General features: G+C 58.9%; 19 protein-coding genes. 15 read left to right on the plus strand and 4 right to left on the minus strand.

Annotated elements, in window-relative coordinates; genetic code table 11:
* Positions 1–162: 162 nt before the first annotated feature.
* Genes LAN70_17170 through LAN70_17180 form a run of 3 tightly spaced genes read right to left on the minus strand, consistent with a single transcriptional unit; the run spans position 163 to position 2,146 of the window.
* Positions 163–1,218 carry a zinc ribbon domain-containing protein gene (locus LAN70_17170; GenBank protein MBZ5512880.1) on the minus strand — a complete coding sequence of 352 codons (1,056 nt, stop codon included), beginning with the start codon at positions 1,216–1,218 and terminating at the stop codon, positions 163–165.
* Positions 1,215–1,586: a hypothetical protein gene (locus tag LAN70_17175; GenBank protein MBZ5512881.1), complete on the minus strand. Its 372-nt coding sequence runs from the start codon at positions 1,584–1,586 to the stop codon at positions 1,215–1,217. The genes LAN70_17170 and LAN70_17175 overlap by 4 nt, the downstream gene beginning before the upstream one ends.
* Positions 1,583–2,146 carry an RNA polymerase sigma factor gene (locus LAN70_17180; GenBank protein ID MBZ5512882.1) on the minus strand — a complete coding sequence of 188 codons (564 nt, stop codon included), beginning with the start codon at positions 2,144–2,146 and terminating at the stop codon, positions 1,583–1,585. The genes LAN70_17175 and LAN70_17180 overlap by 4 nt, the downstream gene beginning before the upstream one ends.
* A gap of 500 nt (positions 2,147–2,646) precedes the next feature.
* On the opposite strand from LAN70_17180, the gene LAN70_17185 reads away from it, so the two are divergent.
* The 3 genes from LAN70_17185 to LAN70_17195 all read left to right on the plus strand — a co-directional run bounded on the left by LAN70_17185 (position 2,647) and on the right by LAN70_17195 (position 7,664).
* Positions 2,647–3,033, plus strand: a complete 387-nt coding sequence (locus LAN70_17185; protein MBZ5512883.1) for a PepSY domain-containing protein — start codon at positions 2,647–2,649, stop codon at positions 3,031–3,033.
* Positions 3,034–3,149: 116 nt separating this feature from the next.
* Positions 3,150–6,083 carry a TonB-dependent receptor gene (locus tag LAN70_17190; GenBank protein MBZ5512884.1) on the plus strand — a complete coding sequence of 978 codons (2,934 nt, stop codon included), beginning with the start codon at positions 3,150–3,152 and terminating at the stop codon, positions 6,081–6,083.
* 207 nt (positions 6,084–6,290) lie between these two features.
* A complete protein-coding gene (locus LAN70_17195; protein ID MBZ5512885.1) occupies positions 6,291–7,664 on the plus strand; it encodes a hypothetical protein in 1,374 nt (457 codons plus the stop codon).
* Between the two features lie 108 nt (positions 7,665–7,772).
* On the opposite strand, the gene LAN70_17200 is transcribed toward LAN70_17195, so the two are convergent.
* The gene (locus tag LAN70_17200; GenBank protein MBZ5512886.1) at positions 7,773–9,494 is read right to left on the minus strand and encodes a putative porin; all 1,722 of its coding nucleotides are present in this window, start codon (positions 9,492–9,494) and stop codon (positions 7,773–7,775) included.
* Positions 9,495–10,028: 534 nt separating this feature from the next.
* On the opposite strand from LAN70_17200, the gene LAN70_17205 reads away from it, so the two are divergent.
* From LAN70_17205 to LAN70_17260, 12 genes are all read left to right on the plus strand, one after another.
* A complete protein-coding gene (locus tag LAN70_17205; protein ID MBZ5512887.1) occupies positions 10,029–10,703 on the plus strand; it encodes a heavy metal response regulator transcription factor in 675 nt (224 codons plus the stop codon).
* The gene (locus LAN70_17210) at positions 10,681–12,207 is read left to right on the plus strand and encodes a heavy metal sensor histidine kinase (GenBank protein MBZ5512888.1); all 1,527 of its coding nucleotides are present in this window, start codon (positions 10,681–10,683) and stop codon (positions 12,205–12,207) included. The genes LAN70_17205 and LAN70_17210 overlap by 23 nt, the downstream gene beginning before the upstream one ends.
* Before the next feature lie 48 nt (positions 12,208–12,255).
* Positions 12,256–13,359 carry a PmoA family protein gene (locus LAN70_17215; protein ID MBZ5512889.1) on the plus strand — a complete coding sequence of 368 codons (1,104 nt, stop codon included), beginning with the start codon at positions 12,256–12,258 and terminating at the stop codon, positions 13,357–13,359.
* Positions 13,360–13,772: 413 nt separating this feature from the next.
* Complete coding sequence (locus LAN70_17220) at positions 13,773–14,819, plus strand: Ldh family oxidoreductase (GenBank protein ID MBZ5512890.1); 1,047 nt, start codon at positions 13,773–13,775, stop codon at positions 14,817–14,819.
* Positions 14,820–14,944: 125 nt separating this feature from the next.
* Positions 14,945–15,232 (plus strand): antibiotic biosynthesis monooxygenase, encoded by a 288-nt coding sequence (locus tag LAN70_17225; GenBank protein ID MBZ5512891.1) that lies wholly within the window; start codon positions 14,945–14,947, stop codon positions 15,230–15,232.
* A 278-nt stretch (positions 15,233–15,510) separates the two neighbouring features.
* Positions 15,511–16,467 (plus strand): PmoA family protein, encoded by a 957-nt coding sequence (locus LAN70_17230; GenBank protein MBZ5512892.1) that lies wholly within the window; start codon positions 15,511–15,513, stop codon positions 16,465–16,467.
* Positions 16,468–16,679: 212 nt separating this feature from the next.
* Complete coding sequence (locus LAN70_17235) at positions 16,680–17,678, plus strand: PmoA family protein (GenBank protein MBZ5512893.1); 999 nt, start codon at positions 16,680–16,682, stop codon at positions 17,676–17,678.
* 279 nt (positions 17,679–17,957) lie between these two features.
* Positions 17,958–19,013, plus strand: coding sequence for a PmoA family protein (locus tag LAN70_17240; GenBank protein ID MBZ5512894.1), 1,056 nt, complete (start codon positions 17,958–17,960; stop codon positions 19,011–19,013).
* Positions 19,010–21,766, plus strand: a complete 2,757-nt coding sequence (locus LAN70_17245; GenBank protein MBZ5512895.1) for a TonB-dependent receptor — start codon at positions 19,010–19,012, stop codon at positions 21,764–21,766. The genes LAN70_17240 and LAN70_17245 overlap by 4 nt, the downstream gene beginning before the upstream one ends.
* Positions 21,767–21,892: 126 nt before the next feature.
* Positions 21,893–23,239: an MFS transporter gene (locus LAN70_17250; protein ID MBZ5512896.1), complete on the plus strand. Its 1,347-nt coding sequence runs from the start codon at positions 21,893–21,895 to the stop codon at positions 23,237–23,239.
* 22 nt (positions 23,240–23,261) lie between these two features.
* Entirely contained in the window at positions 23,262–24,167 is a 906-nt protein-coding gene (gene garR, locus LAN70_17255) for a 2-hydroxy-3-oxopropionate reductase (GenBank protein MBZ5512897.1), read from the plus strand.
* A 37-nt stretch (positions 24,168–24,204) separates the two neighbouring features.
* Positions 24,205–25,005, plus strand: a complete 801-nt coding sequence (locus LAN70_17260) for an HpcH/HpaI aldolase/citrate lyase family protein (protein ID MBZ5512898.1) — start codon at positions 24,205–24,207, stop codon at positions 25,003–25,005.
* The last annotated feature ends 191 nt before the right edge of the window (positions 25,006–25,196 follow it).

The following is a 25,196-nucleotide window of genomic DNA, read 5'->3' on the forward strand; positions in this document are numbered from 1 at the left end:
TGCTGGCCCGCCGCCGCAACCGTTTTCGGACGTCGCAACCTAACACGGGGCGGCTGACAGAAAAACGCCGGTGAGATTACGTTATCGTAATGTCATAGAGTCAAAGAACTCGCCCAGAACGGCTGCGAGGAAGTCGCTAAAGGCGATGACGAAGTCAGTGCGTCATTTCGCGGCAGTGCCGCAACTCGCACAATGGGTCCACCCACGCTGCAACGGCTGGCTGCACTGCGTGCACACTCTAACCAGCGCATGGCCACACCATGGGCAATTGCGGAACTTTTTCTCCACCCCGCCGCCACAATTCGGGCATTGCAGCCATTGCCGTCGTGCGATCAGGTAAATCGCAACCCCCACCAGGTTGGTCAGAAGCGCCAACATGCCCCAGGCGAACGGATTGTTTTCCCGGCGACGAGCATCGAGGTACACCCACCACGCCACCGAGAGCCAGTACAACAACAATCCCAGGGCCGCCACGGCGCCAACTAGGCGGGCGGAAACGCCCAAGGGCGTAATCAAACGAGGAGAGCTGACTTGCAGCAGGTAACCAATCGGCGGGACGGAAGCAATGAATCGACCGTGCCGGCCATGCTCCTCCTCCCAACCACCTTCGTGTTCGGCTATTGGCTCAGGCGACAGGCCGGCAACGGTTGGCGTTGCGGCGGTAAGCGGGAGCGTCATCATGAGACGGCTTTTGCGAATTCGCGAGCCCTCTTTGCGCCAAGGATACAGCGGCGAAAGGCGTACCCTTACCCAGTCCGTGCGGTTTATGCGTGCTCGTATTCGTCCTAGGGGGTCTGTCGGTACGCCAGATTGGCCCCGGGGAAAACGGCGCAGCCGAAAGGACTCGAAACCTCGAACCATTTGCAGGCTGGGCAGCTTCACCCCGCTATCCAGCACCATTTCTTCAGGGGCTTTGCCTGCGTGCTTGGCCGGCCAGGCCGCTGTGGCCTTGCCCGTGGTGGGATCCAAGAGGGCCACGAGTTCCTTGGGGCGCGGACTTTCGCCTATCTGCTTGATGGCGGTGGCAGCCTCGGGGCTTTCTAGGCCGTACTGCCAAACGATCTGCGCAAGGCCTTCCTGCTCACGTCCAAGCTCCCCCTGGCGGAAGGCTTCCCACCCGGCGAGGCCACCGGCCAAGAGTGAAAGGATGACAAAGGCCAGCAAACCGGCCAGAGCACGCCGCAAATGGCGATCTTCGGGAAGTAGGCGATTCATCATGACGAGTGTCCTTCCTGCGGTTGAGACAGAATGGCTTCCCCGTTGCCAGCACGGAGTAGCGGCAACAGGATCAGCGGCGCGATCAGGGAGAAGACGACCACGCAGAGCAGCGCAAACTCGCACCAGGGATTTTCGGCGAGGAAGTCGGAGATATACGCCCACGCCAGGTAGACCAAGACGGCCAAGGCCGCACCCGCGGTCAACAGCAAGCGGAACTGCGGTTCACCGAGGCTTTCCGCGGACGCGGCGCGCCATGCTGCCAATTGGTGGTTCATGCGCAGCGCGATTCGTTGCATAGCCAACGTGTCCGGAGCCAGCTCAGGCCAGCTTTTGAGACGCCGGTTGAGATCACCATTGAGCTGCGTCATTGGTGGCTTCCTTCCTGCACCGGAAACAGGCGGGCACGAAGCTCATCGACGGCATAGTGAAGCCGGGAGCGCACGGTGCCGACCGGGATACCCAGCGCGCGCGCGATTTCTTCGTATTGAAGTCCTTGGTAGTGATGCAGCACGACTACCTCTCTGTGTTTAGGCGCCAGACGAAGCACCGCATCGCGTACCGCCTGCTGCTCCAGGGAAGCGTGGACCTCTGCTTCCAGGTTCACGGGGGACGCCGATACCATGAGGTTCTGGATCTCTTCGTCTCCACCGGAGTATGTAATTCCCTTGGCGCGGGCGCGCAGCTCGCGCCGGATGCGATCGCGCCAGAGATTGAGCGCCGTCGCATTGAGCCAGGCCCCGAGCTGTTGGATTGCGCGCCCGCGTGCCACTTGTTCCGTCAGGCGCAGGAATAGATCCTGGGTCAACTCCTCGGCTTGGGAGCGGGTACCGGTCAGGCGATAAAACAAATTAAGCATGCGTGAATAGTGCCGCTGAACCAGGACATGAGCGTCCGCGGCATTTCCGTCTCGCTGCCACCGTTCGAGCAACTCCTGGTCCGTATCCGGACACTGCATGTCAGCTCGCTATCAGGTAAAGACGAACGAGCCCGGAAAGGGTTCACACAACGTGGACCCTTCCCGCAGCGCCTGCCCATCTCTGCCGCCGGGTTTCCGGTGCTCCGCAGCCTCGACTCCGAACTCCTTGCGCACCTCCCAGAATTATTAGCGATGACTGAGTGCTTTCCTAAACTCTGTTGTCGACATGACGGAAACGTAATCTCCGCGCAATCTTCCTGTCCCCAGCAATTTTGTACCCTGCCCCTTGATCGGGCGTCGGCAAGGCCTCTGATGTGAGTCTGGGTGCAGAACAGGGCGGCCAAATGGAGGAAGAATTTGTTACGTGAACTCTTTTCGGGCTCGTTCGTCTTTACCTGGCAGCGAGGTGACATGGCACCCGGATGAGGGGACAGCAATAACCTGCGCGGTCCTGCGCTGAACGAAATTCATCTGAGTGGTTGGCAATTTCTTTTTGCAAGGAGAGGTGAAAAATGGCAACAAAACACTATCTGAAGGTTGCCGCTGCCCTGGCGCTTGCCCTGCTATGGTGCGGAGCGGCACCCAGGGCCGGCGCGCAGGTGGAGAAACCAAAGGCTGCTCCTCCACCGCCGGAATGGCAAGGTTCCTTCCACTCCAGTGTCCAGGTTCCGCCAGCGGAAAACAACCCCGATAAACTCCAGGCTGCGGCCAAGGTCAATGCCGAGGAGATCAAGAATGCCGCGATCAAGGTGCACCCGGGATGGAAGATCAGATACATCCAACTCAAGAACGTCAAAGGCAACTTGATCTATGAGGTCGAATTCAAGGACGAGAAAGAGTTCTTCTTCGATGCCGGCACCGGGGAGCTCATGAATAACCCGGCAAAAAAGAAGAAGTAATTCCTCGCTGTCGACCGTGAGGAGTGGCTTACCGCTCGGGCGTATTCGTTGGGCCCTGCCCTGGCGATACGCGGGTGCATCTCTTCGTCTACTCCAACGGTAACAGCGAGACGGCGATGGATGCTCCGCCGCGGTTAATGTCCGGCGGTTCAGACGAGATCGCCAGAAAGACTGCGAAGGAGGTCAACATGCGCATGATTGGCAGGGGCCTGCTGGAGATGGGTCTTACGTCCTTTGTGGTGTTGCTCCTTGCTGTGGCAGTTGGGGCACAGAACTCTCGGATCGGAGGGGCGATTAACGGGACGGTGAGTGACGTTTCCGGCGCGCGAATCGTCGGCGCCGAGGTCGAGTTGCGAGGGGGTGACACGAACCAGGTGCGCAACCTGGTAACCAATGAAAAAGGGGTCTTCTTTGCACCCGACCTTCGAATCGGCACCTACGAGGTGCGCTGCACGCATGAAGGCTTCGCGCCGTACGTGCATGTGGGCGTCGTCCTGGACCTGGGAGCGACGGCTACTCTCGACATCGTTCTCCGACCCGCGTCAGCGATCTCGCAGGTGACGGTTTCCGAACAGCCTCCCATGGTCGGCGCTTCGCAGACGTCCGTGTCCTATAACATGGATTATGAGGGTGTGGAAGAGACTCCGTTACGAACGCGCGACTACCTGGACTTTACTTTGCTCTCGGCGGGAGTCTCCAGTTCCAATGAGTCGCGCCTCACCGTCGCGCATACGCCGCTTGGCGACAGCGGGTTCACGTTCGGCGGGTTGCGCGCCCGCAGCAACACGCTTTCCATCGACGGACTCGATAACAATGACGAGTACGCGGGCGCCAGCCGAACCGCGCTTTCGATTGAGGTTGTTAGTGAGTTCCAGGTGGTCAACAACGGTATGTCGGCCGAGTTTGGCGGGGCAGCGGGCGGCGCCATCAACATCGTCTCCAAGTCCGGCACCAACTTCGTACACGGCGACGTTTTCATGTTCGCGCAAAACGGGGTTTTCAACGCGGCGCCATTCGTTGGAAGCATAAAGCCCGATTCAGGCCGATACCGCGGCGGGATGTCCGTCGGCGGGCCGATCGTGAAGGACCGCACCTTCTTCTCGACTGCGTTCGAGTTGGAGTCGAGCAATATTCAGATGAACAATACCGTCGATCCTACTCTCGCGGCATCGCTGAACACGTTGCTAAAAACCGGCGCCTTCCCCCGCCTGCCGGTCCGCAACATCAACCCCGGGTACGTGCCGACCAGCGGTGGGGAGACCGAAGCTTCCGGCAAGGTAGACCACCTGATCAACGCGCACAATTCGCTCTGGTTGCGCTACGCGTTTCGCAACCGGCGCGAGGCGAGCAACAGCTTTAACGCCGGGGGGTTGGCGGACCCCAGTTCCTGGGGCAGCAGCTTTGTTGCCGATCACGATGTGGCCGGCTCGCTCGTCAGCACGCTGGGGACGCGTTCAGTCAGCGATCTGCGTTTCCAGTTGTCGACGCGCAGGGCCGTTCTGCGGACCGCCACCGTCACCGGGCCGGAAATCGACCTCGCCGGCCTCGTTCAGTTTGGACGGACATACGAAGGCAACGGCGATCGACGCGAAAACCACTATCAAGGAAGTTACTCCTTCAGCACTACGCGCGGGCAGCACCTTCTTAAGGTTGGCGCTACCATCAACCGCGTGAGCCTGCAGGCGACGGTGCCGGACGGATTCGGCGGCGTCTACCTGTTCGACACGTTGAACGACTTTTTCGCCGGCCGCCCCGATTCGTTTCGGCAGGCCTTCGGCAATCCGCGATTCGACATCGCCGTCACCAGCGTCGGAACATTCGTGCAGGACCATTTGGCGTTGAGCCATGGATTCACCGCGGACTTTGGCGTTCGTTACGATTTTGAGCACCTACCCCAGTCCTTCAATCAGAGCACGCATAATTTCAGCCCCAGAATCGGCGTGGCTTACAGCCCTGTCCCGCACTGGGTCTTCCGCGCCGGATATGGAATCTTTTTCGACCGATACGTGCTGGCCTATCTCGGCCGCGCCATCGACAAAGACGGCCGAACCGCCTATGACCAGGTGGCGTACGGCAACGTGGCGGCCAACCTCTTTCAAGGTGCGTCAGGCGGGAGCCTGCTAGGCCCGGCGGCGGGAATAGCGCCGTCCATCTTTCGCGCTGATCCCCACATGCCGACCAGCTACAGCCAGCAGTCGAGTCTCGGCGTCCAACACGAAATCTCAAAGTACGCCTCGGTTGACGCCAACTACCTGTTCATACGCGGGGTCAAGCTTTCCCGAACCCGCAACGTCAATCTCTTGCCACCTGTACAACTGACCCTGCTGAACGCGGCGAGTCTTGGCATTCCTAATCCCACTCCCCAGCAGATCGGCCAACTGGTATTCCCTACCGGCCGGCTCGATCCATCGTTGAACAACATCTATCAACTGGAAGACGCCGCTGGTTCGACGTATCACGGCCTTACGGTGTCGTTCAATCGGAAGCTTACGGAACTAAACTTCTCTGCCAGCTACACGTTTTCAAAAACGCTCGACGATGCGTCGGATTTCGATGAACAGCCGCAGAATCCATTCGCGACCCGCGCCGAGAAAGCGCCTTCACGCAACTACCAGGAGCATCGCTTTACATTGAGCGCGCTATGGGAGGCCCCCAGTGAGGCGAAGGGATGGGTGAAGGTGTTAAAACACGTAGCGGTTGCACCCATCCTTACGATCGGGAGCGGCCGGCCTGTGGATGCACTGACCGGTCTGGATTCCAACCGTAGCGGCGCCTGGCCGCTTTCGGCTCGCCCCTTGGGTTTTGCTCGGAATTCTCTATTGACTCCTGCCGTGGCGAACCTCGATTTCCGAATCAAAAGGGACATTATGGTCCCGGAGCATGGGCATGTGAGCGTTATGGTGGACTTCTTCAACATGTTGAACCGGAGAAATGTTTATCAACTCAATCCCATCTTCGGCTCCGGTGCGACTGCACTTGCCGGATTCGGCGGTGCACTCGGACCTCAAAGACCACGGGAAAACCAGTTCGCGGTGGAATGGGAGTTCTGAAGCGTGCTTCGCCAGTACCCCCGAACTTGGGCTGGTGGCAGAAGTCACAAGCGCGGTTTGGCATGAGGAAGACATGCGCCCCGCGTCGCCGTGAAACGCAGTCGCTGTTCAATTCCCAATCCGTTTGAGCGGTCAATGACAGGCTGATCTTCAGGCCTCGCCCTACGTGCGGGCCAAATCACAGCCTTGCGTCCTAAAGGAGAGCTTATGATGCGCGCGGTGAGGGGGCCCTGGCTGGTGCTGCTTCTGCTGGTTGTTACCTGGAACTCGCTGGCTCAGAACAATCCTGCTTCAGCCGAATCACCTTCCGCTTCCCGTTTGGCGGAACTGGAAGACAAGTTGAACAGCGCCCTGCATCAACTTGAAGATACTCGCGCCCAGGTGCAGTCCCTGGCGGCCGAGGTCCAGATGCTTAGAGGACAAGCACAACGGGTCGGCGCCAACGCTGCGCTACCGTCGGCCGCGGCGCCTGCGCAATCCAACCCGGCCGCGCCGAACAAGGGCACCGTGCCCGTCGTTACCCCTGAGCTCCGGCCGACGCCCGAGGCGGAGTTTATTGACCGCATCGTCGATTTCGGCGTGAGCGCTGACGAGCGCCAGAACGAACTAACCCCGAGGCCGCATCTCTTCGTGCAGTCCCGATATTCCACCTTGCCCTTCGATCACGCCACCGTCAACGATTTTGCCTCCAACTTCCGCCTCTCCCGCACCGAGATGCGCTGGTCCGGTCGGATCAACTCTCGGCTGGGGGTCGGCTTCGAGCTGCAGTATCACCCCGCGAACGACGGCGATCCGACGCAAATCATCAACGACGCTTTCCTTCAGTACTACCTGACCGATCACCTCACGATCACCGGCGGCCAGTTCGTGGTGCCGTTCGGGTTTGACATCCAGCAATCCAGTGCCCATCGGGAATCGCCGGAGCGCGCCATGTTCGCCGGCTACTTCTTCCCCGGACAGCGCGACCGGGGCGTCATGGTGCAAGGCAATCTTGATTCCTGGAAAATCCCGGCGCTCACGGGCGTCGACTTTTTCGCCGGAGTCTTCAACGGCAATCGGTTCTGGGCCGACAATAACCGGCAGTTGAATTACGTTTTTCGCCTTCGCAAGCGTTCCGAGTCACTTCATCTGGCAGCCGGAGTCTCCGGGCAGATTGGGCGCCAGATCCTGCCGCCTGGGAGCCGCGGCAGCGATCGGCAAGACGTAATCGGAGTCGATGTTCAGTGGGCGCTTCATAGGTTCGGCCTGAGAGCGGAAGTCGTCGCGGGTGATATGCCCTCGACGCTTCTCTCGATAGTGCCGGCGTTCGCGCCTATGTTTCGTCCCGGTCGGCACGCCGTCGGCGGCGCCGTCTTTGCCACTTACCAGCTCACCGACAAAGACAACGTTTATGTCCGCTACGACCAGCTGAACCGCGATCTCGTGAACGGACTGAATATTCGGGCCGTCAATTGGGGCTATCTCCGCGAACTCCCCGCCAACTCGCGCCTCGGCATCGATTTCCAGCAGAAGAACCATTTGTCGTACAACGACGACGCCGTTAACAGCCGGCTCCAGGTCACGTGGGGAATTGTGTTCTGAGGGGATCGTGAACCGCGCGAACCGCCAGCACGATAAACGCTGAATCAATAAAAAAGGGCTTCGGCAGAGAGAGGTGGAGCACCGAAGCCCAGGCTCAGCAGCCAGTGCCTAGAAGGTGTAAATAACGTCAAACTGCATCCGCTTGCGGTAGTGGTCCAATTGGCCCGGAGCCACTCCCGGTGCAAGTAATCCGGGCTGCAATGCGTCGGTCTTGGCGCTGCCGGGCATTGCAACCGGGGCAAAGAGGGAGCTGTTGAGAACACGGCCGACATACAGCCTGTAGTTCAGCAAGACCTTGGGCCGCACCACCCACCGCGCATACAACGAGTGCTCGAGAATGTTTGTCGGAAGGCGCTGGTCGTCTTCCACGAAGGCCGCGAGTGCGGAATCCTGCTCCTGGCGCAAGAACGTGTACCCGATCTGGACATCGTTCTGGTTCTTCGTCTGGCCGAAGCTTGTCTCCACCTGATAAATATGAGAGTTGTTGCTGGCGGCGCGGATGTTGTCCTCGTATTCCAGCATCACCCGCCACGGCCAGCGTTTCAGGCCCGTGTCAATGGTGTTGTCCAGGATCAGGTCGCTATACAAGAACTTCGACAAAAAGGCTCGTGTCACATTGCCGTTGGCGGCGACGCTGACCACTTTGTAGGCATTTGTCATCCCGCTGGGGGCGTACGGCACGGTGGCAAATGAGCAGCTAGGGTTGGTGTTGAGCGCCGTTACCGGGTTGCAGACGATGCTGGTTGTGCCGCTAACCGGTTCTGCGCCGGAATACGCCGGCGCGTTCAGCAGGATGCCCTGGTTGTGCCAATTCAGTGCCATGTAGGAGGGAGTAATGGTCCAGCGCTTATGCGGCTGCAGCTTGAGCAGCACTTGTCCGCCGGTGGCGTATGAGTCGACCCCGCTAGTGCCGAAGCTGACGGCGGAATTTTCGTAGAAGAACAACTGGATACCGTTGAAGGTCACGTTCTTTAGGTATTTGTCCTTGAGATCGAAGGAAAACTTTTCACTGAAGCCTTCGGGGCTGATGTCGTTGTCGAAGGTCTGAGATGTTTTCTGCCAATTGAAGGCGAATTTGCCGCCGGTAAGAGTGAGCCACTTATGGTCCTGGGGATTGTAAGTAAGATACCCAAGATGCCAGCCCACCGTTTTCCGCTCAAAGAAAGGGGACAGATCGGAGTTGCCACTGGTCGCGTCGGTGAGCTTGCCGGTGGCGATGGATACGCCGGCAGTGAAATCCTGGCCCAGTTGGCCTTCCATTCCGAAGTGGACGCGGATGCGCTCCCGCACTCGCGGATTCTGGCCGGCAAGGAAGTAGTCCACATTCTGCACGCGGAGGTCGCCAAACAGGCGTGCCCTGCCAAGCAGGTTCTGCAGCAAAGCCGCGCGCTTTTGCTCCTCCTTCGCGTTGGCGGTGAGGGCAGTCACATTATTTTTGAAGTCGGCGATATCGCCCTGCAGCTTCCTGTAACTTTCCTGCTGCAGGCTCGATGAGGACCGGACTTCCGAGAGCTTGGTCTCCGCCTCCGTGGCGGTCGCCTCGGTCCTTTGCAGCTGCGATTGGACCTGCTGCCACGCCTGATCGCGCTGCTGAAGTTGCTGTTCGAGGTGTTGAATTCTTTGGTCCTGGGCGGCTAAGGCGTCCTGGAGAACCTTGAGTTGTTCGGCCGTAATCGTAACCGGCGCGCTTTTCGTTCGTGACGAAGCAGTGGACAAGCGCCGCGCGGGTTTTTTCGGCGGCGTCGCTTGCGGATCGGCCGGATTCTCAGTCGCAGCCAGGCTGATCGGTAGCAAAAGCAACAGGAGCAGCAGGTGTTTTGCTCGTTTCATGGTGCCTCCGACGTTCGCGGTCTGGTTGTACAGAGTCGCACGCTGTCGATGCCTCTTGAGGCGGCGATGCACCGCACAACGAAAGGCATCTCAGCCCCTTATTCGGTAAAGACGAATGAACTCGGAATGAGTTCACGATGTGAAAGTTTCCCGGCGCATACCCATCTCTCGAGCCTGAACATCGGTGAAAATCCGAGATCTCATTCAGAGTTTCCGTAGCTTACGACACGAACGCGGAAAAGAAGCTTGCGCGTGGATTACGATTCTGTCATGTGGAGAATTCGAGCGTCCGGCAGCTTTACAATGGCACACACAAATCCGCATTATGCGGTCGTGCCACAGACCGAAATTGGCATTCGGTCCTCTGGCCGGAACAATTCGGCGACTGGGGATTTCGGGCAGGACTTGAAAGCAAGTTTTGCCCTGGAGATTCCCATAACGAAGTGGCCATCAATTTCGCCAAGAGAGAAGGCCTTGCGCGGGGCAGGATTCGAAGCACAAAATAGTGCTTGGCGAGAAAGGAATAATAGCTTCGTGAGAATCTTGGTAGTAGAGGATGAGAACAAGACGGCCGCTTATGTCCGGAAAGGCCTCACCGAGAGCGGTTTTGTCGTGGACGTCGCCGAAGACGGCACGGCTGGCCTCGAGTTTGCCCGAGCCAGCGATTACGATCTGATTGTCCTCGACATCATGCTCCCTGGCAAAGACGGGTGGTCGGTGCTTGCCGAGTTGCGCCGCAGCGGCAAAGAAACTCCCGTCTTGTTCCTGACGGCGCGTGATGCCGTCGAGGACCGAGTCAGAGGATTGCATGAGGGAGCGGATGATTACCTGGTAAAACCGTTTGCGTTTGCCGAGCTGCTGGAGCGCGTGCGAACCCTGTTGCGCCGCAGTCCCGTCCGTCAACCCGAAACGCTGCGCATTGGCGATCTCGAAATAGACTCTTCCCGACACCGAGCCACGCGTGCCGGCAAACGTCTCGATCTAACGCCGAAGGAGTTCGCGCTGTTGTCACTCCTGGCGCGCCGCAAAGGGGAAGTACTGACCCGGACGCTCATTGCCGGGCAAGTTTGGGACATGAATTTCGACAGTCACACCAACGTAGTCGAGGTGCACATGCGCCGCCTTCGCGCCAAGGTAGACGACCCGTTCGAGAGCAAGTTGATCCGCACCGTGCGAGGCGTAGGGTATGTCCTCGAAGAAGGTCAGTAGCCGCTCGTGGTCCCTGGCCACGCGTCTGACCACCTGGTACACGGTGGCTTCCTTGCTTCTCGCCGTGTTCACGATGGGGAGCCTCTACTGGTGGCTCGCTGCCTACCTCACCCAAAGAGAGGACCGGGTGCTGATCGAAAGGGTCCAGGTCTTGCGAGCCATCTTGCGTGACCGGCCGCAAGCGATCCTCGAGTTAAGACAAGAAGTGGACTTGAATTCGCCAATCCACCGCCGCGATGATGTACAGGTCTACGTGCGGTTGCTGGACGAACACGGACAGCCAAGCCTGACCACGGAGGGAATGGATGCTTTGCTCCCACCTCGGGCTTTCACACTTGTTGTCCCGGTAGACTCCCAGCCCAGCCATGTTACTGACGTCCAGTCACTCGAAGGCACATCCTATCGAGCGCTCGCGGCACGGGCCTCGGTGGGAGGATCCGGAGAGAAGACCTGGTTAGTGCAAGCGGCCAGGGACAGAGAGCATCACAAGTTGCTTCTGGCGAACTATCGGCGGGGGCTGCTGATGATGCTGGCGATCACGGTCATCGCTTGCCCTCTGGTCGCATATTTCCTGGCACGACGTGGTCTTCAACCGGTGCGCGAGATCAGTGATACGGCGCGACACATCGGGTCCGCGACCCTCTCTGCGCGCATCGAAGCCGCTGGGTATCCTGTCGAGTTGGGCACCCTGGCCGATACCTTCAATGCCATGCTCGACCGTCTCGAAGATTCCTTCCGCAGGATCTCTCAGTTTTCCGCCGACATCGCGCATGAACTTCGCACGCCCATCCACAACCTGCGCGGTGAAGCCGAAGTTACCCTGAGCCGAGCCCGATCGATCGACGAATACAAGGAGGCGTTGACGTCATGTCTTGAAGAGACGGTTCGGCTATCAGATCTCATTGGGAGATTGTTGTTTCTGGCCCGAGCCGAAAATCCAGGAACGCAGCTGGAGCGAGAACAAGTAAACCTCACCGAGGAACTTGCCGCCGTGCGCGAATACTATGCGAATGCCGCCTCCGAAGCGGGAGTTGCGCTTTCCACCGCCGCAGGTGGCGACGTCGTGGTCGCCGTTGACCGGGGCCTCCTACGAGGGGCGATCGCAAACCTCGTCGCGAATTCCCTCACCCATACCCCGCCCGGCGGCAGCATAACGCTGGCGGCGCAAGTGGACGACGGCCATGCTCGGATCGAGGTATGCGACACTGGCACCGGCATTCCCACTCAGGATTTGCCGCGAGTGTTTGACCGCTTCTATCGAGCCGACCGGTCTCGTTCCTCGCAGCCTGGTAACATGGGTCTGGGGTTGGCAATCGTCAAAGGAATCGTTACGCTCCATGGAGGCCAAACCGCGATCGAGAGTGAAGTGGGCAAGGGCACTAGAGTCACACTCACATTCCCCATGTCAGCCCGACCTCAGGATCGAGAATCGCGCCGCGCCGGCCCCAGCGACATGATGGATCATGGGCGGGTTGTCCCGATCCCTAACATGACGAAAAAGTAATGTCGGCGACGGGGTTTTGCAAACCGGTCCGCTGTACAGTTCGTCGTCATGAAAACCAACATCGCAGCAGCTCACCATCCTGTTTCGTCGTTCAGGTCCATGAGGTCCTGGACAACGCTGCTATTTCTTCTGACGTTCCTTTCAGCTCCGCTGGTCGCGCAGGTGCACTTCGAGCGCAAGCCTGATCGGGTCGACGTCCAGATCAACGGAAAGCCGTTCACGACCCTTCATTACGGAAAGGACGTGGGCAAGCCATATCTACATCCACTGATCAGTGCCTCGGGAAAGGCTGTCACGCGTGGATTTCCCCACGATCCGCTACCTGGGGATTCCGTCGACCGTCCCCACCTGCGTGGAGTGATCGTTGGTGTCGAAAAGCTGAGCGCTCCCTCCGGTGGCGTGCAGGATTTCTGGGAAAACGATCCCGCCCCTTTTTATAGGAAGCGTATCAAGGGCAACATCGTGCTCCAAGAGGTCAACACCGCCGATGGCGCCGATCATGGGACGCTCTCGATGGTGGCACACTGGTTCAGCAAGCAGGGACAGTTGTGGATTATCGAGCGGCGAACGATGACTTTCTACACCAAGCCGGCTGACAGCCGGATGTTCGACATTGACCTCCAATTGGAAGCGGCCAATGAGGACGTTACATTCCTGGATGACAAAGATGCCATCCTGGGGATTCGCCTGGGCCTGCCCTTCGACACGCACTACGATGGGCGGCTGGTCAACGCGATCGGTGGCATCAACGAGGCAGGCGCTCGCGGACAACGCGCACCGTGGGTCGATTGGGTTGGCGATGTGCAAGGCGAGAAGATCGGTGTGGCAGTGTTCGACCATCCTTCCAACCGGAACTACCCCAATCGCTGGCACATCAGGGACTTCGCACAGATTAATGTGGGTCCTTTTGGAGGCAAGGTTTTCCAGGAGTACGCCTCCTCGGACAACAAGGTTTATCGGGACGATTGGACATTGACGCTCAAGCGCGGGGAAAAGCTCAATTTGAAGTACCGAATTCTGATCCATCCGGCAGAGGGGCCGGCAGCCGGTGACCTCCTTTCTGACATGGAGAAGCTGCTGGATCTTACCTACCGGCCATTGGTGGACCAGAGGGTGTACGACTGCTTCAACCAGTGGAGAACTCAGAAGTAGGCGAGGGGACGAAGCATTGACCGGGTTGCCCGTTTGCCAGCGCTCCATGTTACTGCTGGGGCGCCGGCTTTTCCGGTTGCGTTGCAGGGCCTGTGGCTGCAGCCGTGCAATGGCTGTGTGCGCGACGTGGACGGTGTGCGCACTATCGGCTTCCACTATTTCGCCGCCGGGCCCTGTGTCTCGCACGTCTGCATGCACGTGGTGGAATTCGGCACGCCGGTGCGCATGGGCGACTGGACAGTCAGGGCCCGGCGGTTTGCTCCTCGACGACCAGCACAGCATCCTCCGCACGCCCCGGGAGATCGCGGCCGGCATTTCCGAAGCGGCCCGGCTAGTGGCCGAAGGGGAGCAGCGCTTCGTGAGCGTGTATTCTCCCGCGGACTTCTGCTGAGAGAGAGACTGGAGACCTGATCATGCAAGGGACCGCATCGCACGATGTTCTACTTCGTTTCTGCAGCGCCTGCTTCGTCAAGTTGGGGATGCCATCCGAGGACGCCGCGTTGACCGCGGACAACCTCGTCTTCGCCAGCTTGCGCGGCGTCGACTCCCACGGGGTGATGCGCATGAAGATCTACGCGGATCGCATGCGCGCCCGCGGCACTGACCCCCGTGCCCGCCCCCGTGTGCTGAGCGAGAGCGCTGTCCATGTGCTGCTCGATGGCGGAGATGGCGTGGGCCAGGTAGCCACTGCCGAAGCCATGCGCCGGGTAATCGCCAAGGCGCGCGACTCCGGCTTGGCCGTGGGCGGCGTGCGCAACAGCAACCACTTTGGCGCCGCCGCCTACTTCGCCATGATGGCCCTTGAACACGGCATGATCGGCCTGACCTTGAGCAACGGCACGCCGATCATGGCCCCGAGTGGAGGCCGTCAAGCCCGCGTGGGCAACAATCCGTTCGCCGTCGCCGTGCCCGCCGGCCATCATCCGCCACTCGTGTTGGACATGGCCACAGGCGCCGTGGCCAAGGGCAAGATCTATGTGGCGCAGCAGGAAGGCAAGAAGATTCCTCTCACCTGGGCGCTCGACGAAAATGGCGTCCCCACCGACGACCCGGCGGCGGCCGCGCGCGGCCTGATCCAGCCGATGGCCGGGTACAAGGGGTATGGGCTCAGCCTGCTCATGGACATCCTGAGTGGGGTACTGATGGGCGGCAATTTCGGGATGCTGGTCGGCAAGATGTATGGCGACGTAGGCATTCCGACCGGGACCGCGCACACTTGCGCGGCACTCCGTGTGGACCACTTCCTGCCGGAAGCTGAGTTCCGCAGCCACGTGGATGGGCTGATTGACCAGATGCACTCCTGTCCGCGGGTCGCGGGTGTCGAACGAATCTACGTGCCGGGAGAAATCGAGGTGGAGATAGAAAAAGAACGCCGGGCGCGCGGCATCCCGCTTTCCTCCGCCTTGGCAGAAGAACTGCGCGCTCTGGGCGCGGATCTGGGTGTGGAGCCGCCATGTTGAGCGCGCGGCGTCTGCACCCGCTCCACAACGTGGATCTCTTGGCCCAGCAGATCTCCGGGAGGACGTGGGCGACACCGTCGCGCTGATCCCCTCTACCTTGTCGAAGTCAAATAGGAGGCCCCAGCATGATCGTTCTCGTCGTCCATTACACAGTTCGCCCCGGCACTGAGGGCCAAGCCGTCGGATACATCCGCAAGATGCAGGAGCACACCCGCCGCGAGCCCGGCTGCCGCCTCTATTTCGGGCATCAGGCGACCGAAAACCGGCGGCGCTTCCTTTTCTACGAACAATACGACAGCCATACTGCTCTTGAAGCCCACCGCACTGCTCCCTACTTCGAGCAGTACATCACCAACGGCCTGGCCAAGCTGGCCGAGACCATCAACCGCGAGTTGTTCGAGCCTGTCGGATAATGCCCGCCGCGGGTGGCAAGGTTTTCTCGATGAAATGCGGCCTCATTGGGGTCGGCATCTTCCGCTGCTTGAACTCCTAGGTGCGCCGGCTTATTCGGCCGATGCTAACATGACAAAACCGTAACTACAGCGGCGAGATTTTGTAATACGGCTCACGGTACAGTCGGCCAATCATGATGACACCTCAGTGTAGTCAGCCTCGCCGAGCGGATTGGCCTCATCGATCCCACAATGTGTTGAGCTCCCCAAGATCTTGGACGATCCTGCTACTTTTTCCCATGTTCTTGTCACTCCCCCTTGCCGCACAGGTACGCTTTGCGGTGATGACAGACTCGGTCGCGATCCAGATCAACGGCAAGCCATTTAGTGTCCTTCACTTCGGGAAGCAAGAACATAAGCCCTTCCTGCATCCGCTGCTGACCCCCTCGGGGAAGAACATCTTACGTGGATTTCCCGTGAACCCGCTGCCTGGCGATTCCACGGACCGCCCCCACCAACGCGGAGTGTGGATGGGCACCGAGGGCCTGAAGGGTCCTTCGGGTCTAGAGGACTTTTGGGAAAACGATCCTCTCTACCCGCAAGAACACAAGGGAGCCATTGCTTTCCAAGAACTCACCGGCGCGACAGACGGTAATGACCGTGGGGTGCTCTCCTTTGTCTCACACTGGATCAGCAACGAGGGACAGTTGTGGGTTGTTGACCGGCGGAAGATGACGTTTTACAGCAAGCCGGCAGGCTGCCGGATGCTTGACATTGATATCGAACTCGAAGCCAGGGAGCCGGTCACGTTTGAAGATGTTCAAGACGGCGTTCTGGGGTTCCGCCTTGCTTTGGCTTTCGATGATCATTATGGCGGACGGGTGGTGAATGCGGAAGGGGCCGTCAATGAGGAGGGCATTCGCGGCCGCCGTTCGGCGTGGCTCGATTGGACCGCCGAACTGGATCCCAAGGAATACCAGACCTCGCCACACGGACACGGCGAAAAGATTGGCATCGCGGTGTTCGATCACCCGTCGAATTTGAATTACCCGTCTCGTTGGCAGGTCAAGGACTTCGGAGATTTCTCGGTGAATCCGTTTGCCGGGCAAATTTTTCAGAAATTCGACAAGACGGCTCAAAAGGCCGCTTACGCAATGAAGCGCGGGGACAAACTCCGTCTGCGCTACCGGATTCTCATCCATCCAGCAGAACTAAAAGTCGACGGTTTCTTCAAGGAGTGGATAAGCCAGAGATAACGAGGGTGCGAACCCTCAAGCAGTGCAGCCCATTGCCGGCGCTCCTTGGATTGCTACGCCGGTGGCCGTTTTGCGGTCGATCCCCGAACATGACGAAAAAGTAATTTCAGCGCCGTGGTTTTGTTAGGCGGTCCGCTGTACAGTCGGCGATCATGATGACACGTCAGTGTAGTCAACCTCGCCGAGCGGATTGTCCGCGTCGGTCCTGCAATTTGTTGAACTCCCCAATGTTTTTGACAATCCTGATACTTCTTCCCATGTTTTTCTCGCTCCCCCTTGCCGCACAGGTGCGCTTTAAGGTGGGGACGGATTCGGTCGCGATCCAGGTCGCCGGCAAGCCGTTTAGCATGCTGCATTTCGGGAAGGAAGCGCGCAAGCCCTACCTGCATCCGCTGCTCACCGTCTCGGGTGGGCCCGACCCGGTGACGCGCGGATTTCCGGTCGACCCTTTGCCTGGAGATTCCACCGACCACCCCAACCACCGCGGACTGTATATCGGCGCAGAGGAGGTGAACGGCGAGGATTTTCTCGACAACGAGCCCGGTAATACGGAGCCGCCGCCCAAGGGCAACATCGAATTTGAGAAGCTCACCCAGGTCACCGATGGCGATGAGCGCGGGACACTTTCCCTGCTGGCGCATTGGATCAGCCACGAGGGAAAAGTGTGGCTCATTGAGCGGCGGACAATGATTTTTTACGGCAAGCCTGCCAACGTGCGCATGTTCGATATCGACACCGAACTCGAAGCCGCCGAGCCGGTCACGATCACCGATCACCAAAGCGCCATCATTGGATTGCGCCTTGGCTTGGGCTTCGATACTCACTATGACGGTTTTGTCGTCAACGCGGCCGGGGGCAAAAACGAGGAAGGCGTTCGCGGACGCCGCTCACCGTGGCTGGTATGGATCGGCACTACGAGTGGCGAAGGGCGGGTCGGCGTCGCCATGTTCGACCATCCGGCGAACCTGAATTACCCGTGTCGCTGGCAGGTTCGGGATAAGGGGCTCCTCATGGCGAATCCGTTCGGGGGGAAAATTTTTGCCAAGTTCGATCCGACGGCTGCGAATGAGAACGCCGAGTTCAAAATGAAGCGCGGGGACAAGCTCCGCCTGCGCTACCGAGTTCTGATCTACAACGCGGGGAAAAATGAAGCCGTGGGGGCAATTGTTGCCAGAATGAACGCAGCGCAAAAAGAGTTTGCAAGGCAATGACTCAGTTCCAGCGAATTCTCGCCAGGGACGCCCCCGCATCAGCGCGGAGCCAACCTCAAGTGTTTTTTTGTACTCATCCCGTGACCGACCCAGGTGCACAGGCCGCAGGTTCGCGCGGCTTTGAATGCGCAGTGCGGTTAGCGCCAGAGGAGCCATTTTTCCGAGCACGGGCAGCGGACGGACATCCTGGCATGGAAGTTCAATATGACAAAAATGTAATCTCAGCGTCGCAGCTTTTTCACCCGATTGCGTGCACAATTCCTCGCGGAGAATCCATTCATGAAAATGTTCCATGCTAAGCACTGTGTTTCCCAGTGCTCATCGCGGCCGGCCGCAACGCGGTCAGCGGTGTTGCTTTTTCTCGCGTTCCTCTCGCTATGTTTATGGGGTTCTCCGATTGCCGCACAGGTGCACTTCGACGTGCGCTACGACTCGGTGGTGATCCAGATCAACGGCAAGCCTTTCAGCGTTCTGTATTACGGGAAGGAAGCGCGCAAGCCATTCCTGCATCCGCTGCTGACAGCATCGGGCAACGCGGTCACGCGCGGATTTCCGGTCGACCCGTTACCTGGCGAATCCACCGACCGGCCCAACCACCGCGGACTGACGATCGGCACGGCCCGCGTTCAGGGACCGGAAACTGGACTGAATGCGGGACTGTTCTTCTGGGGGCAGAATTTTGTCGACAACGACCCCAGCAATATGGGTCCGGATCGGGGCACCATCGCGTTCAAAGAGCTTACCGGCGTGGTAAACGGCGAGGATCGTGGTGTGCTCTCGATGGTCTCGCACTGGATCAGCCACCAGGGACAGTTGTGGCTGATCGAGCGCCGCAAAATGACGTTCTACAGTAAGCCCGCAGACTGCCGGGTGTTCGATATTGATCTCGAACTCGAAGCCGCCCAGCAGCTTACTTTCAGCGACTATCAAGACTCCATGCTTGCACTGCGCCTCGGTCTGCCCTTCGACTCTCACTATGGCGGGAAGATCGTCAACGCAAGCGGTGGCGTCAACGAGGAAGGCGTTCGCGGACGCCGCTCACCATGGATTGACTGGACCACGGAGTTGAACAGCGGCGAGAAGGTCGGCGTCGCGATATTCGACCATCCTGCAAACCTGAATTACCCGGCACGCTGGCAGTATCGAGACAAGGGCATCGTCGGGGTTGGTCCCTTCGCGGGGCGATGCTTCGCGAAGTTCGATCCGACGGCTGCAACCGAAAACGCCGAATACACAATGAAGCGCGGGGACAAACTCCATCTACGTTACCGGATCGTGATACATCCGGCAGGGCTAAAGCTCGACAACTTCCTGAAGGAGTTTACAAGCCCATGAAATCGTTCACGCGAATGCTAGCTGGATTGTTGCCGATGCTCGCCCTCCTGGCGGCGCCGGCTTTTGCGGCCGACTTGCACGGCATTGTGGCCGCATCCATAGATCGGACGCCAATCTTTGAAGCCCACGTGGTGCTGCACGGGCCCCACGGTTTGCAACTGACCACAATGACCAACACCGAAGGCGCTTATAGTTTTACGGGACTGGATGCATCTCTGCGCTATTCGGTGGACGTGGAGGCGAAGGGATTCAATCCTTTCACGCAAGACATCACGATGTCTTCCGATTCCCAGCAACTCGATATACTCCTCGATTTGGTAACCCACCATGAATCGGTGGTGGTAAAGGCTTCAGGAGAGGTGATCAGCCTGGAAAGCAGTGCGCCGGATGTCAGCCAAATCATCACCACGGCGCAGGTGGCAGCCCTCCCCTCGGCCAACCGGAACGTGACGAAATATGCGCTCCTGGACCCGCACGTGCGCCCGACGCAGGGGTCGGCCAGCGACGGCAACAACGGCAACCGGCTCTCCTTCAACGGAGAGTCGCATCGCTACACCGGCTACATCCTCGACGGCGTGATCAATTACGACTGGACCTACTCCAACGGGCCCTACCAATTGGTCGCTGCCAGCGCCGCGTCGGATGTAAAAGTGATCACCAATGAGTACGCCGCCGAGTACGGGACTTCCACCACTGGAGTTGTGAAGGTGGAAACGAAAGCCGGAACCAGCCAACTGGCCGGCGAAGCGTTCGTCTACCTGATCCCGAGTGGTATTCAGGCCAATGCGCCGGTCGCCACTTTCCATGTCCCGAATGAGCGAGAGCAGTGGGGAGTGCTTCTGGGCGGCCCACTGGTGAAGGACAAGACTTTTTTCTTTGCCGACTATGAAGGTGTCGATCAGCACCGGGGATCGTTCATCCAGTCGCCCACTCCCATGGTCTACGTCGGCGAAGGCCATGAAGCTTATGGACTCGCGCGGATTGACCACAACCTCACCGACAGTCACGCGCTGGCGCTCCGGCTGAACATCTATCATTACGCCAATACGAACCCGAACGATCGGGTTGGCGGATTCAATCAAATCAGCTTCGGCCGCATGGAGCGCAGCCAGTCTACGGGCGGGCAAGTGAGCGACCGGCTGGTGATCGGACGCAACCTGGTGAATTACTTCCGCGTCAACTACAATTCGTACTCGCCGGACAACAATGCTCCCACCGGGCCTTATTCTTACGGGGTGGGGATCAGTCGCGCCTCTTACAGCATCTCGGGGTTTTCCCAGAACAACTGGGATCGCTCGCGGCTTCTTGATGTGAGCGATAATGTGGCCTGGAATCATGGACGGCACAATTTCAAGTTTGGCGCTGAATTTGTGCGGGTCAAGGTCACCGATTTTCTGACCAACCTGTACGGAACCTATACCTTTAACGCCGGCCCGCCTGTGGTCGGCGAGCATCCGGCAAGCTTTCAACAGATTTTCGGGACGGCGTTCCTCCGTTTCGGCGACACCATCTGGCAGGCATACTTCCAGGACGACTTCAAAATATCATCGCGTCTCTCCGCCAATGTCGGCCTGCGCTATGAGTACCAAGCCACCACCGACTCGGTGCACAGGTTGGGTCCGCGCGTTGGCTTGGCTTGGGACGTCAGGGGAAACGGTAAAACCCGAGTTACGTTCGGATCTGGGATCTTCTATGCCGCAGACACTTACAATGAGCTCCGGCGAGCCCTCCGTTCCAACGAGAAAGGCCCCCTCTTTACGTACACGATTCCCTGGGGAACTCCAGGATTTCCCACGTTTCCGAACTCGCTCACCGAGCCTCCCACCTCAGTCCAGGCGGCAAGGGCAGACATCGTAGTGCGACCCCCTAATTATCTGAATCCTTACAGCATGCAAGCCTCTGTCGGTGTTGAACGAGACCTCGGAGCTAAATTCGTGCTGTTGGCGAATGGCATTTGGTCCCATACGGTGCACCAACTCCGCGATTATGATCTCAACCATCCGGCGCCCTTCATCCGAACCGCTCCCGGTCAGACGCGATCCGCAACCGCAGCCGACGCGACGCGCCCGTACACTACGTACAAGGGCACACCCGTGCGCGGGATCATTACGTTCACCAACGATAACTCGACTGTTTATAGTGCGCTCGATGTCGGAGTTCGGCGATTGTTTGGCGCTCGTGTCCAGACCGAAGCACACTATGTCTGGGCGTACCAGTCTACGTACGGCGACATTGACGATTGGAAGCCCAACGAATGGAACAACCTGGGATCGGCCGAAAAGGGTCCCGGCAATTATTACCAGCGCCATAAGGCCGTGGGAAACGTGGTTGTGGAACTGCCGTACGGATTCAAATTCTCGCAGATCCTGAACGTGGGCTCTGGACTGCCTTTCACTCCCCTGACCGGAGTTGACAACAACGGAGATAGCTATAGGCTTGATCGTCCCATAGGGTACGGGCGCAATTCACTCCGCACGCCGAGGATATTTGCCTGGGACATGGCGCTGGGCAAGCAGTTTAAAGTGAGCGAGCGCTTTGGCATCGAGGCACGCGGTGAGTTTTTCAATATCATCAATCACAACAACCCTGCCTGCTCGGCGAGCCAATGTGGCGTAAACGTTACTTACGGAAACGCTGCCACGCCGGTTTCCACTTTTGAGACGCCGGTCGCGGGAATCGCAAACGTCGACCCGTCGCGCCGGATACAGTTCGCATTGCGATTCCTGATAGGACGGCAATCTTTTAGGCCCTGAATTGCCCGACCAGTCGGGTCCGCCGCTAAAGAACGTCTCGGTGGCCGGCTAGGAAGCCACCGCAGAGATAGTGTTGTGGCTCCTTAGCCGGCCGCATCTCAGTATGAAATCTTAGAACGTGGAGCGATGAAACCATCCTCGGCCTCAACGTCTCGCCAACTAATTGCAACGCATGTTCGCTATTCCGTGGTCGCCATGTTGTTCATCGTGACGGCGGTGAACTATGCCGATCGCGCCGCGCTCTCCATCGCCGGACCTGCTGCGGCAAAGCAATTGGGGCTGAGCGCAGTCCAAATGGGATACGTATTCTCGGCGTTTGCTTGGGCCTACGTGCTTGGGCAAATCCCAGGGGGATGGCTACTGGATCGATTCGGGTCGAAACAGGTTTACACGCTGAGTCTTTTCGTCTGGTCTATCTTTACAGGATTGCAGGGCTTCGTCGGCTCCTTTCACTGGGTAGCGCCTGTGATTGCGCTGTTCGCCCTCCGCTTCTTGATGGGATTGGCGGAATCGCCTTCATTTCCAGGCAATGCCCGGATTGTGGCGGCTTGGTTCCCAGCCCCGGAGCGGGGAACAGCCTCGGCGATCTTCAATTCCGCGCAGTATTTTGCCACGGTTCTGTTTGCGCCTCTTATGGGTTGGATCACCCACGCCTTCGGTTGGCGATACGTGTTCGTGGTGATGGGTGGTCTAGGATTCCTTCTGGTACCCGTCTGGTTGAAGGTGATTCACAGCCCGAAAGAACATCCGCGCATGGACAAGACCGAGCTGGAGTATATCGAACGCGGCGGCGGTCTTGTGAATATGGACCAAGGAGGCAAGGCCAACCAGAGCGCAAGCAACTCGAAGTGGTCCACGATCACGCAACTCCTCGGCAACCGGATGTTGCTCGGCGTCTATATCGGCCAATACTGCATTACGACCCTCACTTATTTCTTTATCACCTGGTTTCCCGTCTACCTGGTTATGGGGCGCGGCATGACCATCCTCAAAGCCGGCTTCGTCGCTTCCTTGCCCGCCCTGTGCGGTTTCTCCGGCGGCGTCTTGGGCGGCGTATTCTCGGATTACCTGCTGAGAAAGGGCTACTCCCTGAGTACTGCGAGAAAAGTGCCGATCGTGGGCGGCATGCTGCTGGCTACATCCATGATCGCCTGCAACTATGTGAATGCTGTGTGGGTGGTGGTGTGCATTATGAGCCTGGCCTTCTTTGGAAAGGGGTCCGGGGCTTTGGGTTGGGCGGTAGTTTCCGACACCTCGCCGAAGGAAAGCGCGGGACTATGTGGCGGCGTGTTTAATACCTTCGGCAACGTCGCCGGCATCAGTACGCCGATTATCATCGGCTACATCGTCCAAGGGACGAAGTCCTTCAATGGTGCTCTGGTCTTTGTTGCCGCCAATGCGGTGGGGGCCATCGTCAGTTATTTGGTGGTGGTCGGTGAGATCAAGCGTGTGGAACTCAAGACAGCGGGATGAGGTCTGAGAAAGGATGGACAAAATGCCAGGTGCCAATGCAATCCGGAAGGTAGGGTTCATCGGCTTGGGAATCATGGGCAAGCCCATGAGCAAGAACCTGTTAAAAGCGGGTTATGAAGTGGTCGCTCTCGACATAGATAAGAACGCCCTCAACGATGTCGTGGCTGCGGGCGCCCAGGCTGCGGAAAGTCCCAAAGCAGTCGCGGAGCAGGTCCCAATTGTGATCACCATGCTGCCCAATTCTCCCCAAGTGAAGGAAGTGGTGCTGGGGGAGCGCGGCGTGATCGAGGGCGCCCGGGAAGGCTCCATTGTCGTTGATATGAGCTCGATCGCCCCGCTGGTCAGCCGCCACGTTGCAGAACGACTGGCGGCACGAGGCGTGGAAATGCTCGATGCGCCGGTTAGCGGCGGTCAGCCCAAGGCAATTGACGGCACGCTTTCTGTAATGGTCGGCGGGAAGAAGGAAGTCTTCGAGAAGTGTTACGACCTTCTCAAGGCGATGGCGGCATCGGTTGTGCTGACGGGCGAGATTGGCGCGGGCAATATCACCAAGCTCGCCAACCAGATCATTGTGGCTATCAACATTGCCGCCATGTCCGAAGCGCTGGTGTTGGCCAGCAAAGCTGGTGTGGAACCCGCGTTAGTCTACCAGGCGATTAGAGGCGGACTGGCGGGAAGCACGGTGCTGGATGCAAAGGCGCCCCTGGTTATGGACCGAAAGTTCAATCCCGGATTTCGCGTCAACCTACACATCAAGGATCTCGCGAACGTCTTGGACACCTCTCATGAACTCGGCGTCCCTCTTCCTCTAACGGCTGCGGTCATGGAAATGCTCCAAGCGCTGAAGGTCGGAGGCATGGGCGATTGGGACCACGGCAGCTTGGTGCGCTACTACGAAAACATGGCCGGTGTCGAGGTAAAGCGATAGTGCGGTAACGAGCAAGACTGATCAAGGAGAAAACACTATGTCCTACATGTCCGCCACTTTGCCCCCGAATGCCTTCAAAGCTGCTCTGCGTGATGGTAAGCAGCAGATCGGATTATGGACTGCCCTGTGCAGCAATATTACCGCTGAGATCATCGCAGGTTCCGGTTTCGACTGGGTAGTGATCGATACCGAGCACGGCCCCAACGAAGTTCCAGGAGTGCTGTCGCAGTTGCAGGCGATGGTACGAGGTACGGCGGAGCCGGTGGTCCGTGCCGCCTGGAATGACGCTGTGCTGATCAAGCGCTTATGCGACGTGGGAGCTCGAACGCTGCTGGTTCCATTCGTCCAGAATGGCGAGGAGGCTCGGCGAGCTGTCGCCGCAACCCGCTATCCACCCCGCGGAATTCGTGGCGTCGCGGGTGGGCCACGCGCCAATCTCTACGGGAGGGTTGCAAACTATCACGTCAACGCCCATGAGAACATGTGCGTGCTGGTTCAGGTCGAAACGCGCGCCGCTCTTGACGAAGTAGAGGCGATAGCCTCGGTCGAAGGAGTGGATGGAATCTTCATCGGCCCCGGCGACCTGGCCGCGGCACTTGGTCACTTGGCGAATCCTGGTCATCCGGAGGTTCAGGCCGCCATTGCCGATTGTTTTGCTCGTTGTCGGGCGGTGGGCAAAGCCGCGGGCATCCTGCTTGCGGACCCCAATGAGGCTATGCGCGCCCTTGAATTGGGCTTCACCTTTGTCGCCGTGGGCAGCGATGTCGGGATTCTTGCGAAAGGCGCCGAAAAGCTGGCTGCGCAGTTCAAGCAGCGGCTCGTTGCTGTTGGCAAATGATTGGCCGGCCTCGGCGCATTCCAGGTATTACTCGGACGCGATGATGGGTTCGAAGGCAATTGCTCCTACAGTGAGGTTTTTCCCGGAATCGAGAGAGAAAGCTTCGACAGGGATGACCGGGGAAGGGACTCAAACGCCGTCCCTTCCCCAGGCCCCTACCCTGCTCGGAGAATCAACGAGATGACTGCTGG

The sequence above is a fragment of the Terriglobia bacterium genome (assembly GCA_020072845.1).
GTDB lineage: Bacteria > Acidobacteriota > Terriglobia > Terriglobales > Acidobacteriaceae > JAIQGF01.